This is a genomic window from Pedobacter nototheniae (genome assembly GCF_004335085.1).
GTDB lineage: Bacteria > Bacteroidota > Bacteroidia > Sphingobacteriales > Sphingobacteriaceae > Pedobacter > Pedobacter nototheniae.
This window is the reverse complement of record NZ_RQRS01000003.1, coordinates 188,963-201,594: the sequence shown is the minus strand read 5'-3', so window position 1 is coordinate 201,594 and position 12,632 is coordinate 188,963. Positions and strand designations below refer to the sequence as shown.

Sequence of the window (12,632 nt, the reverse complement as noted above, 5' to 3'; positions counted from 1 at the left end):
TTTGATAAGCAGGCTCTTTTAGTATATTTTTTTTGATTACAAATTGTTATCAGATATTGGAAAATGCTTAACTACAAACTCCTTTTTCACTTTATCTTTACTCCACTTCACTTTAATTAGACTGGTATTTAAAACAGTAACAAACTTTAATGGATCACCATCAGATTCTGAAATGACTACTTCAGCAAAATTATTATAATCCAGTTCTGTATTATTATCCTTTAAAACGTCGTAATTACGTTTTTCCAGTTCGCTTACAAATTCATTTTTGTTGCTTACATATGGAATAACAGCAATTTGTTTTCTTTTCTTCATCCAGGTATCATTCAACTCAGAAAAAGGTTGAGATACTTGACCATTAAGAACGGCGAGTAAAATACTGAGCATAATAATCACAAACTCGCCAAACCAGATGCCCCAAAGCATTAACCCTGATACATTAGAGCTTCCCTCTATCCTAAAGGTTCCTACTTTATTTAAACCTGCAATTTCCTTAAATAAAATATTGGGATGTGTAAATAAGTAAAAAATATCTTTGGCTAAAATTTTAAGGTCATCAGCACTTAGATTGAAGGTAAAACCTTTCTCACTATACATCAACTCATCAAAAAGAACCCACTGAAAGTAAAAAGCTAGTAACCCGCAAAAAATAGCGACAGAAACGGCAACTTTTACACTTCTAATTTTACCTATTTTAACACCTAAATCTATAAAAAAACCAAGGCCCAAGCCTAACATTCCAGCACTTATTGCTGCAAACCAAATATTAGGAATTAAGCGATTTGCAATAATATAAATTGCGGGTAAAACTAATGAAGCCAGAATACCAAAAAGGACAGTTTTTAGCACACCAGATGCAGATGCTACACCTGATGGAGAGTACGTTTGTGCCATAAAATGTTATTTTAACTTGCTATAATTGTTTTCCTTTCCCTACAATTCTATCTACAAAGTTATTTTAGTTTGCTTAGTGCCGTTTTTATTCTCGGCATCATATCTTTAATATCCTGTAAGGTACAAGCACCAACTGATGCCCTGAACCAAGGCATGCTGTCCTCATTTCCAAAAGCAGAGAACGGAACTAAGGCTGCTCCTGCTTCTTTAATAAGATAGAAATTTACATCCGCACTATCTTTTAACACTTTACCATCGTCAGTTGTTTTACCAATGTAATCTATTTTAATTGTTAAATAAATTGCACCCATCGGTTCAACGGCATCAACATTAAAACCTTCGGCTTTTAAATCATTAAATCCGTTATAAAGTGCATTTAAACTATCTTGAATCTGTCCTTTAAAACTAGTTAGGAAAGTATCAACCTGTGTTTTATCATTAAAATAGTTAGACATTGCTACTTGCTCTGCTTTTGGTGCCCAAGCGCCCATGTGCCCAACCAAGGCTTTCATTCTATTCACAATATCTTCTGGACCAAAGCCCCAGCCAACACGTACGCCTGTTGCCGCTAAGCATTTCGAACTACCATCAACAAAAACAGTAAATTCTCTCATAGCAGGGCGTAAAGAAACTGGATTTACGTGTTCTTTACCAAAAGTTAAAAGCGAATAAATTTGATCGTACATTAAGTACAATGGTTTCTCATCTGTACCGCGGGTAGCATTTTCTTCCAAAACCACATCACAGATTTCTGCTAAAGAATCTGCATCGAACATGGTTCCGGTAGGGTTTAATGGCGAACATAAAGCCAATAAAGTTGCACCTTTTAAGTGTGGTTTCAACTGAGCTGCTGTTGGCATAAAGTTATGTGCGGGATCAGTTTCTACAGCAATGGCTTTTGCCGAAGTTAAGTGGCAATAGTGGTTATTATTCCACGATGGTGCAGGAAAAACCACTGTATCGCCTGGATCGATTAACGCTAAATAGGTAGCATAAATTAATGGACGAGAACCACCTGAAACTAAAATACTGTTTGTATTATATTCTAATCCAAATCTATCTTTCAATAATTCGGAAACAGTTTCTCTTAATACCAAAACACCATCTGCAGGTGGATAATTGGTTTGATTTTGATTATAGGCTTCTACAATGCCTGCTTTTAATTCAGTTGGAATTGGATAAATATTGGCATCAAAATCTCCAATAGTTAGGTTAGCGATAGAAGCGCCCTTGCGTTTCATTTCGTTTACCTCGTTACCAATTTTTATAATTTCTGAACCGATTAAAGAACCGGCTAATGCTGAAACTTTCATATTATGCTATTAAATTTTCTATTGCTTTATTAACCTTTTCGAAACCAAATTGAGACAAAACTTCTTGCATTGCTGCATTAATTTGTTCGTTACAAAGGTTGCCTATGCTTCCTTCGTGAGTATGATGTATTTGGCTCGATGGCGCAAAAGTACCATTTTCTATTTGTTCGCCAACTATTTTATATGCTTCTCTGAAAGGAACACCTTGCAAGGCAAGCTCATTAACCACCTCAACACTAAATAAATAGTCGTATTTTTTATCCTTCAAAATATCATCTTTTATTGTGATGTTTTGGAACATGAAGGTTGCAATTTCCAAACACTCGTTTAAAGAAGTAATTGCAGGAAAAAGATTTTCCTTTAACAATTGTAAATCTCTGTGGTAACCTGAAGGCAAGTTGGTAATCATCATTGCAATTTCATTTGGCAAGGCCTGAATTTTATTACAACGTGAGCGGATTAATTCAAAAACATCAGGATTTTTTTTGTGTGGCATAATGCTGCTCCCAGTTGTTAGCTCTGCAGGAAAACTGATAAAGCCAAAATTCTGATTGATGAAAAGGCATACATCCATAGCCATTTTAGCTAAAGTTGCAGCAACAGATGACATTGCTTGCGCCAAGATTCTTTCTGTTTTACCACGGCCCATCTGCGCATAAACTACATTGTAATTTAAGCTTTCAAAACCAAGCAATTCGGTTGTCATGGTTCTATTTAATGGGAAAGAAGAGCCATAGCCAGCCGCAGATCCTAATGGGTTTTTATTGGTAATTTTCCATGCTGCAAGCATCATTTCCATATCATCGGCAAGGCTTTCGGCGTAAGCACCAAACCATAATCCAAATGATGAAGGCATAGCAATTTGCAAGTGCGTGTAGCCAGGTAATAACTTATCTTTATGCGTATTGCTCAGTTTAATAAGCTCATTAAATAAGGTTGAGGTTTGTCCAACCATATCTTCAATACACGCTCTGAAAAACAGTTTTAAATCGACCAGCACCTGATCATTACGAGAACGACCGCTATGTATTTTCTTCCCTGCTTCGCCAATGCGCTGTGTTAGCAACCATTCTACCTGCGAATGTACATCTTCTACACTGTTATCGATGGTAAAATTTCCAGCTTCAATTTCAGCATAAATATTTTTAAGCTCTTTTTGCACGGTTTTTAATTCATCGGCAGTAAGCAGATTAATGGTTTCGAGCATTTCGGTATGAGCCAAAGAGCCTAGTACATCAAACTTTGCCATTTGTAAATCCAGTTCGCGGTCTTTACCTACGGTAAAACTTTCTACGAACTTATTTACATCTATATTTTTTTGCCAGATTTTCATTTATTAATATTTATCTGTTTAATTTTTCGTCTATATTTTTTATCCTCAAAAAAGGTAACTACAATTAGAACAAAGCCTCCTAAAAGCGCAATATATGCGCCTCTCATACTCTTTTTGGAGAAATCTTTTCTGCTTATAATTATCTGATTTCCGTGCTCTATCTGGATTATATCAACCTCAATATTCGCCGGATTGATTTCATTATAATAAACTTTAACGGTATCGTTTAAATTTAATTCCTCATCAAATCTTTGATAAGTTTGATCCATTCGATACAATTTTAGTGTTTTTTCAAATCCCTCGATCTTTATATAAAAGGCCTTTTTAGCAATTTTTATACCGCCTCTAACATTTAAAGGATTCTGTTTTATACCTTTTTCTAAAATTTTACCTGTTATAACTTTAGAATAGCGAAGTTTTGCATCGTTTAAAGATAAATAGCTTCCAAAAAAGCAACAAAGACTTAAAAATAGTCCTGCAAAAATACTTCCTATTCTTTTAACCTTTAAAGGGATATTCACAAATATTTATTCAATAACTGGTTTTAGCATATTTACATATCCTTCTACACCCTCAGCAACTTCTCTAACGTATAAAAATTCATCAGCCATATGGGAGCGACCAGAAAAACCAGGGCCACATTTTACTGATGGAATATCTAATAAGGCTTGATCTGATGTTGTTGGCGAACCATAAGTTGTTTTTCCAAGTGCAACACCAGCTTTTACTACCGGATGATCTTTATCAATTGATGATGGTTTTAAGCGGATAGATCGTGGCGTTACATCACAATCTACATTTGCCCGGATAATTTCCAAAACCTCCTCGTTTGTATAGGCATCTGTTACCCGAACATCAACCGTGAAAGTGCAATTCGCTGGAACTACGTTATGTTGAGAACCTGCGTTAATGATTGTAACCGTCATTTTTAACGGACCAAAAACCTCAGATACTTTTGGAAACTGATAGTTTCTAAACCACTCAATATCTTTTAATGCTTTATAAATAGCATTTTCACCCTCTTCACGTGCTGCATGACCTGCTTTACCGTGCGAAACACAATCTATCACCAAAAGGCCACGTTCAGCAATTGCCAGATTCATTTCTGTTGGTTCGCCAACAATTCCGAACTCCAAAGTTCCTAAATCTGGTAAAACCAATTCAAGTCCGTTGTTTCCAGATATTTCTTCTTCTGCTGTTGCAGCAAGGCAGATGTTGTATTTTAAATTCTCTTTAGAATAGAAATAAAGAAAAGTGCCAATTAGAGAAACCAGGCAACCACCAGCATCATTACTCCCTAAACCAAATAACTTATCGCCTTCAATTGCAGCATCATAAGGATCGCGTGTATAACCAGAATTTGGTTTAACAGTATCGTGGTGAGAGTTTAAAAGAACCGTTGGTTTGGCAGGATCAAAATGTTGGTTATATGCCCAAACATTATTCATTTTGCGGTGAATTTTGACACCCCGTTCTTCTAAAAACTGAGCAATTAAATTTGCCGTTCTATCTTCTTCTTTACTAAAAGACTGGATTCTTATTAACTGACGTAACAGATCAAGACTTTCTTTTTGTATATTTTCAATCATAATTGTAGTAGCAAGTTTAGTACTAAGTATCGGAAGCAAAAATCTTAACCTTTATACTTATTAACTATCGGTTAGGCACACCATCTATTTTACCTTAACCATTTACCTAATCGTTTGTATATAAATTTCCAGCTTTTAATGCCGAAAGTTTAATGCCTTTTATTAGCGATGAGCTAAAGCCATTGTGTTCCATTTCATTTAAGCCGGCAATGGTACATCCCTTTGGCGAAGTTACCTTATCTATTTCTGATTCGGGATGTGTTCCATGTAATAAAAGTAAATCTGCTGCTCCTTTTGCGGTTTGCACAGCCATTTTAAGGGCTTCATCTGCATGGAAACCAATTTCTACTCCACCTTGTGATGCTGCTCTAATTGCCCTTAAAAAGAATGCGATTCCACAAGCACATAATGCAGTTGCAGAAGTCATTAAATCTTCATTGATTTTAACAACAGACCCTACTGTTTCAAACATCAAAGTTACGTTTTCTATATTTTGCGCAGAAGCGTTATCACTTGCAATACACGTCATGGATTGACCAATGGCAATTGCAGTATTTGGCATTGCCCTGATTACCTCAACATCATTACCTAACTTTTCACGAACGGCCAGACAACTAACGCCAGAAATAACAGAAATAATCAGGTGTTTAGCTGGCACGACTGATGTTTGTATTTCATCAAGAACTGTATTTAATTGTTGTGGCAAAACAGCTAAAATAACAATATCTGCATCGGTAACAGCTTGTTTATTATTGTTGCTTACCTGATAGCCAGCTTCGGAAAAAGATTTTAAATGATCGATATTTCTACGGGTAAGGGTAATATTTTCTGCTTTGGCGAAATCAGCTTTTACTAATCCTTTGGCTAATGATAAACCGATATTTCCGCTTCCGATAATGGCTATTTTTTTCATTGTTTGGGTTATTATAAAATGCCTGGGCATTACGTGGTTCATTATATTTTGAAAAGCAATGTATCACACAACTATTAAAATTTAGTCCTGCTATATGCTTTACTTCGTTGCACTCCGTGTTCGCTCCTATCAGGTTTACATGGCAAGGTTCTGTTGTGAATCGGTTCCTTTTTATAACCTTTGCACTAAACCTTTCTACCTTATTTCAGCATTTTAGTGCCAAAGGTACCATTAGCAAGTTCTGCAAGCTCATCAGCCTTACCGATATAAACGGCAGAAACACCTTTATTAATCGCCTCAAAGGCATTGTGTAATTTAGGAATCATTCCACCTGCAACTGTTCCATCTGCTTGCAAACCTTCAAACTCATTTGCTTTAATTTCTCTAACAACCGTTTCATCGTTGTTAACATCCTTTAAAACGCCTTTCTTTTCAAAGCAATATACCAATCGGGTTTCGTATAACGAAGACATTGCAACGGCTAAAGCAGAAGCAATTGTATCTGCATTGGTATTAAAAAGTTGCCCATCACCATCGTGTGTAATGGCACATAAAACCGGAACTAAATTGGCTTTCAACAAACTATCTAAAGTGGTAGTGGATACAGAATCTTCATCTAAATCTCCAACAAAACCATAATCTATAGCTACACCAGCCTGTGCTTCACCTTCTTTTCCGTAGGTTTTAGTTACAACTGGTCGTTTTTTTGCCTTAATCACATTTCCATCAGCACCGCTAAGTCCAATAGCATTACTGCCTTTTGCCTGAAGCTGTGCGACCATATTTTTATTAATCAAACCTGCATAAACCATAGTTACAACACGCAGGGTTTCTATATCGGTAATTCTTCTGCCATCAATCATTTTAGCTTCAATACCCAAGCTTTCGCCAAGTTCTGTTGCAATTTTACCGCCACCGTGAACTAAAATCTTTTTTCCTGGCAATGCTGTAAAATCCAACAGGAAATGATGAAGTTTTTCAGAATTATCAATTACGTTGCCGCCGATTTTTATTATAGTAAGTTGATCCATATTTTTAAACTCTTACTAGTTTCATTAGAGGTTCGAACGAATATAAGGCCGCTCTTCTTCCAGCTGATTCTTGTTTTACCATTAAATATCCGTGTTCAATCAATTTTTTAATTATGGTTACGGCGGTTGCATTTGGAATCCCCGTACTACTTACAAACCTATTATTTCTAAAAACTGGATGAGTGAATATAAAATCTATAATTTCCATATTCCATTTGGAAGACAAAATAATAGAAAATTCATTTTTTGTATCTTCATATAGGTTTTTGATCTGCTCTGCAACTTGTAAGTTATTAATTGCTTGTTCATTTACTGCAATTAAAAAAAACTTAATCCACCGATTCCAGTTTCCTGTTTTAGAAACTTCTCTCATCATTTCTATATATTCATCCTTATGTTCTTCAAAATAACCACTAATATAAAAATGTGGTTGAGATATAATGCCCATTTTCCATAACAGCAAAGTGATTAGCATCCGTCCAATCCTGCCATTTCCATCTTTAAATGGGTGCAATGCTTCAAATTCTAAGTGCATAATCGCTGTCCTTATTAATGGAGGCAAATCACTTTTCTCTATAAAATTGAAAAGTCCATCTAAGCCTTCTTGTAATTTTTCAGGACTAATTGGTACAAACTGTATTTCTTTTTTTAACCTATCGGCTAAATAATTTTGTTCTTTTTTAAACTCACCTGGAGATTTACTTGCACCTCTACCTAAAGAAAGTAATTGCTGATGCATTTGCTTGATAAAATGAAGAGAAAAGCCATAACCATCTTCCAATGCATTTTGTGCGTTTTTTAATGAGCGTTGGTAAAGTATAGTTTCTATCACATCTGATCTTACACCAACATTATCTGTACCATCATTATCCGCTTCATACTGTAATATCTCATCCATTGTACTAATAGTACCTTCAATACGTGACGATATTACTGCTTCCTGATTACGTAAAGGAGCCAGTAAGATTTCTGTATTATGAAGGTTTTTTAGCATTTGATCAAACCTAGCTAATGCTTCCGTAGCTTTCAAAAGCTCTTGAATAAGTGAAGCATAATCTATCTCCTTAGGTGGAAATTGATCATAATGATAATGAACTGCATTGTTTAAATTATAATCCATTTCTTTTATTAGATTACAAAAATAGTCATTTTTAAGTCAGCAAAAAAACTTGCGAACAATAAAATGAATTTTATCGAAAACAAAAACATTTGATTACAGAAATCGTTAACAAGGATATTTGATTACGGTTTTACATAAAATTCTGTAAACAAACATCATTGTATTCAAGAATTATAAACAAACTCTGTTGTCTACAGATTTTTAACAAATTCCGTAAACAACAAATCCTATTTCAATTCTTCTAGCATTGCTTTAATAACGGCTTGTGCTGCCCATAAACGATTTCCTGCTTCATGAATAACCAAAGAATTTGGTCCATCCAAAATTTCTGAAGATAGTTCTAGATCGCGGCGAACAGGTAAACAATGCATTATTTTAGCATCGTTGGTCAGTTTTAACTTTTCGTTGTTCATCATCCATCCATCTGGATAGGTTAAAACTTTACCATATTCTTTATAACTGCTCCAGTTTTTTACGTAAACGTAATCTGCATCTGCCAAAGCCTCTTCTAAATTATATTCAATTTTGGCACCCGGCGTAAAATCTTCCGCAAGTTCATAACCTTCAGGCTGGGCAATGGTAAAATCGATCATTCCTTCTTCTTGCGCTTTACACATCCACTCTGCAAAAGAGTTTGGTACCGCTTGCGGTAATGCTTTTACATGAGGTGCCCATGCCAAAACTACTTTAGGCTTTGAGCCATCTGGTTTTTTTGTCCATGTTTCATGAATGGTAATAATATCTGCAAAACTTTGTAAAGGGTGGCGTGTAGCACTTTCTAAACTCACCACTGGGACGGCGCAATACTTTACAAATTTATTAAAGAAATCTTCGCTATAATCTTCCTCACGGTTATTTAATTTTGGAAAAGAACGTAGTCCCAAAATATCGCAATATTGCCCCATAACAGCAGCAGCCTCACGAATGTGCTCTACAGTTGAGCCATTCATCACCACGCCATCCTGAGTTTCTAAAGCCCAGCCCTCTTTATCCATGTTCATCACCATCACATTCATGCCTAAGTTTAAAGCTGCTTTTTGGGTACTTAAACGGGTACGTAAGCTTGGATTCATAAATACCAATCCTAAAGTTTTATTTTTACCTAAACTTTGGTGTGCGTATGGATTCGCCTTTAATTCAAGCGCATCTTTTACAAATTGTTTGATGCTTGGTACATCGTGTACGGAAGTGAAAAGTTTCATATTAAGGTATAAGGTTTAAGGTTTAGGGTTTAAGATCCCCTTTACCTGCTCTTAAAAATTTTAAAAAATAAAATTAGCAATGCCCTAACTTCATTTGTTCATTTTGTCGTGTTTTTAGCTACTTCACTAGCTTTCCAAAAGCTGCTAAAAATTCATCAGCATGCTCTTTAGTTAAGTTCAAAGCTGGCAACAAGCGTATAACGTTTGGTTTTGCTTCGCCAGTAAAAATATGGTGTGTAAATAAAAGCTCTTTTTTAACATGGGCAAGTTCTGCAGGTAATTCAATACCAATCATTAAGCCACGGCCACGAACTTCAACTACTTGTTCAAATTTCTTTAATTGGGTAATTAAGTAATTGCCAACTTCTTCCGCATTCTTCATTAGGCTATCTTGCTCCATAACTTCTAACACGGCTAAAGCTGCTGCGCAAGCCAAGTGGTTACCGCCAAAAGTTGTGCCTAATTCGCCATGCCAAGGTTTAAATTTAGGTGCAATTGAAATTCCGGCAACCGGAAAACCATTTCCCATTCCTTTTGCCATAGTATAAACATCGGCTTCTACACCTGCATAATCATGCGAATAGAACAACCCTGTACGGCCATAACCGCATTGAACGCTATCTGCAATGTATACGGCATTATACTCATCGCAAAGCGAACGAATTTTTTGAAGGAAACTTTTTGAAGCCTCTTTAATTCCTCCAACACCTTGAATGCCTTCTATAATTACGGCACAAATTTCATTTCCTTGTGCTTTAAAGGTTTCTTCTAGGGCTACTTCATTGTTATGAGGCAAGAATATTACATTTTCAGTTTGATTAATTGGTGCCACAATTTTGGGATTGTCGGTTACGGCTACCGCTAAAGATGTACGACCATGAAAAGCACCTGTAAAAGCAATTACCTTTTTTCTGCCATTATAAAATGAGGCAAGTTTTAGTGCATTTTCATTTGCCTCAGCGCCAGAATTACATAAAAATAATTGGAAGTCTTTCTTACCAGATACTTGTCCTAATTTCTCTGCCAGTTGAACCTGTAATGGAATTTTAACTGAGTTAGAGTAAAACCCAACCTTTCCCAGTTGGTCTGTTAAACGTTTTACATAGTTTGGGTGTGTATGCCCAATAGAAATTACAGCGTGACCGCCGTATAAATCTAAATATTTTTGATCATTAGCATCCCAAACATTGCTGCCTGATGCTTTTGTAATTTCTATATCGTTAAGTGGGTAAACGTCGAATAAATTCATTTTTTTTAAGATTAAAGACTAAAGACTAAAGACCAAAGCTCCTGTAATATTTCAATAAGCTTAACTCTTAAGAATTTAATCGATGAGTTATTGTGGTCGTAAATGCTTAATTAAGCCAATTAACATAGCTTTAACTTCGCCGGCCATTTTATAAATTTCTAAATATTTGCTTTCTTCCAAATATTCTAAATCCTTTGCAAGAAAACAGGCATATTCCATTTCTTGAACCGAACCTAAGGCATTATCAAGAAAATGAGCAAAATCTTTTTCAGTACGCCGTCCTGCACCCTCAACTATATTTAATGGAACCGAATAAGCAGCTCTTTTTACTTGACTATGTAAATCATATTTTTCATGAGGTGGAAATGCAGGTAAAATAACTTTGTAAATATATAAAACCATCAGATGTGATTTTTTCCAAACGTCTAATTTTTGATAATCTCTCATTTTCTAACCTTAAGGGTAAAAGCAAAAAGACCAAAGCTTATTGCAATATTTAAATCACTATTTACTTTATGCTGGTTCCACGCTATCATTGCTTTGGTCTTTGGACTTTATTCTTTTAGCGTTGTTCTTATCAAAAATTCGCTGCCTTTAAACGCAGTCCTGCTGTTTCTTCCAAGCCAAACATTAAGTTCATATTCTGAACCGCTTGTCCGCTTGCACCTTTTAACAGGTTATCAATAATGCTGATGATAAATAATTTATCGCCATGTTTTTCAATATGAATCAATGCTTTATTGGTGTTTACAACCTGCTTTAAGTCTATATTTTTCCGACTTACATGTGTAAAAGGATGAGCACTATAATAATCTTCATAAAGTTTTTGTGCTTCCTCTAAAGTTAAGTCGCTTTCTGTGTAAATGGCAGCTAAAATACCACGGGTAAAATCACCACGTTGTGGAACAAAATTTAAAGCTTCGGCTAACGAAGGTTGTAATTGCACAAGGCTTTCACTAATTTCATTCAAATGCTGATGCTCAAATGCTTTATAAACAGAAAGATTATTATTTCTCCAGCTAAAATGTGAAGTCGGTGCCAAGCTTTGTCCGGCACCAGTAGATCCCGTTGTTGCATTAATATGAACCTCATTTTTAATTAACCCTGCAGAAGCCAGCGGTAATAAACCCAACTGAATACAAGTTGCAAAACACCCAGGATTAGCTATGTTTTTAGCACTTTTTATAATTTCGCTATTTAGTTCGGGCAAACCATAAACAAAATCTTTCGTTTTAAGGTCTGAATCAGGCGTGTTAAAACTGGAATTAGCATGAAGTCTAAAATCCTGAGATAAATCGATAATTTTAATATTATCATTTATTGGGTTCGCTGCCAAAAATTTCTTCGCATCGCCATGCCCAACACATAAAAATAAAACATCAATATCCTGAGGTAGTTCACTTGTAAATTTTAAATCTGTATCACCAAATAAATCGGTATGCACATCAGATATAAAATTACCTGCGTTACTACTGCTATTTACAAAAGCAATTTCTACGTTTGGGTGATTAACCAAAATACGAAGCATTTCGCCTCCGGTGTATCCGGCACCACCAATAATCCCTGCTTTAATTTTTTTACTATTCACAATCTGTTCTGTCATTTTGCGTAGATGGATAAGAGAATAAAATAAATTCTAAATCATGGTCACTCTCGTTCATGATTTTATGTTTGTTGCCAGCTTTAATTTGCAATCCGGCATTTGCAGTAACATTAACAGTTTCGCCTTCAATTAAAAATGTAGCTTCTCCCTTTAAAATAAAGAAAAACTGTTCAGCATAGGTATGGAAATGCAACTTTTCGGCGCTTTTTGCAGGCATTAACTCTTGCTTAATTGCCGCCTCGGGTTTGCTTATAAAGTTCCATCCGTCGCAATTGTTACCCCATTTATAATGGTTTACACAATTTTCTTTTGAAAGGATTTTATTCATAATTAAGGTATAGGGCTTGGCGTTTAAGGCTTAGGGTTTGGGCGTATTAACCTTACG

The 12,632-nt window shown here is 35.6% G+C and carries 13 protein-coding genes; all 13 read right to left on the bottom strand.

Features of this window, described 5'->3' with window-relative positions; genetic code table 11:
- Positions 1-36: 36 nt before the first annotated feature.
- Positions 37-894, bottom strand: coding sequence for a hypothetical protein (locus tag EHC72_RS04390; protein ID WP_131536452.1), 858 nt, complete (start codon positions 892-894; stop codon positions 37-39).
- Between the two features lie 59 nt (positions 895-953).
- The gene (locus EHC72_RS04385; RefSeq protein WP_131536451.1) at positions 954-2,207 is read right to left on the bottom strand and encodes a pyridoxal phosphate-dependent aminotransferase; all 1,254 of its coding nucleotides are present in this window, start codon (positions 2,205-2,207) and stop codon (positions 954-956) included.
- A gap of 1 nt (position 2,208) precedes the next feature.
- Positions 2,209-3,540 carry an argininosuccinate lyase gene (gene argH, locus EHC72_RS04380; protein ID WP_131536450.1) on the bottom strand — a complete coding sequence of 444 codons (1,332 nt, stop codon included), beginning with the start codon at positions 3,538-3,540 and terminating at the stop codon, positions 2,209-2,211.
- The gene (locus EHC72_RS04375) at positions 3,537-4,061 is read right to left on the bottom strand and encodes a hypothetical protein (RefSeq protein ID WP_131536449.1); all 525 of its coding nucleotides are present in this window, start codon (positions 4,059-4,061) and stop codon (positions 3,537-3,539) included. The genes argH and EHC72_RS04375 overlap by 4 nt, the downstream gene beginning before the upstream one ends.
- A 6-nt stretch (positions 4,062-4,067) precedes the next feature.
- Entirely contained in the window at positions 4,068-5,129 is a 1,062-nt protein-coding gene (locus EHC72_RS04370; protein ID WP_131536448.1) for a M20 family metallo-hydrolase, read from the bottom strand.
- A gap of 106 nt (positions 5,130-5,235) precedes the next feature.
- Positions 5,236-6,042: a pyrroline-5-carboxylate reductase gene (proC, locus tag EHC72_RS04365; protein WP_131536447.1), complete on the bottom strand. Its 807-nt coding sequence runs from the start codon at positions 6,040-6,042 to the stop codon at positions 5,236-5,238.
- 200 nt (positions 6,043-6,242) lie between these two features.
- Positions 6,243-7,073, bottom strand: a complete 831-nt coding sequence (gene argB, locus EHC72_RS04360; RefSeq protein WP_131536446.1) for an acetylglutamate kinase — start codon at positions 7,071-7,073, stop codon at positions 6,243-6,245.
- 4 nt (positions 7,074-7,077) lie between these two features.
- Positions 7,078-8,193 carry a Fic family protein gene (locus EHC72_RS04355; RefSeq protein ID WP_131536445.1) on the bottom strand — a complete coding sequence of 372 codons (1,116 nt, stop codon included), beginning with the start codon at positions 8,191-8,193 and terminating at the stop codon, positions 7,078-7,080.
- 227 nt (positions 8,194-8,420) lie between these two features.
- Complete coding sequence (locus EHC72_RS04350) at positions 8,421-9,395, bottom strand: Rossmann-fold NAD(P)-binding domain-containing protein (protein ID WP_131536444.1); 975 nt, start codon at positions 9,393-9,395, stop codon at positions 8,421-8,423.
- Positions 9,396-9,513: 118 nt separating this feature from the next.
- Positions 9,514-10,644: an aspartate aminotransferase family protein gene (locus tag EHC72_RS04345; RefSeq protein ID WP_131536443.1), complete on the bottom strand. Its 1,131-nt coding sequence runs from the start codon at positions 10,642-10,644 to the stop codon at positions 9,514-9,516.
- Positions 10,645-10,731: 87 nt separating this feature from the next.
- On the bottom strand, positions 10,732-11,091 hold the full coding sequence (locus EHC72_RS04340) for a four helix bundle protein (RefSeq protein WP_131536442.1): 360 nt from the start codon (positions 11,089-11,091) through the stop codon (positions 10,732-10,734).
- A 130-nt stretch (positions 11,092-11,221) separates the two neighbouring features.
- A complete protein-coding gene (gene argC, locus EHC72_RS04335) occupies positions 11,222-12,247 on the bottom strand; it encodes an N-acetyl-gamma-glutamyl-phosphate reductase (protein WP_131536441.1) in 1,026 nt (341 codons plus the stop codon).
- Complete coding sequence (locus tag EHC72_RS04330; RefSeq protein WP_131536440.1) at positions 12,225-12,575, bottom strand: cupin domain-containing protein; 351 nt, start codon at positions 12,573-12,575, stop codon at positions 12,225-12,227. The genes argC and EHC72_RS04330 overlap by 23 nt, the downstream gene beginning before the upstream one ends.
- Positions 12,576-12,632: the final 57 nt, after the last annotated feature.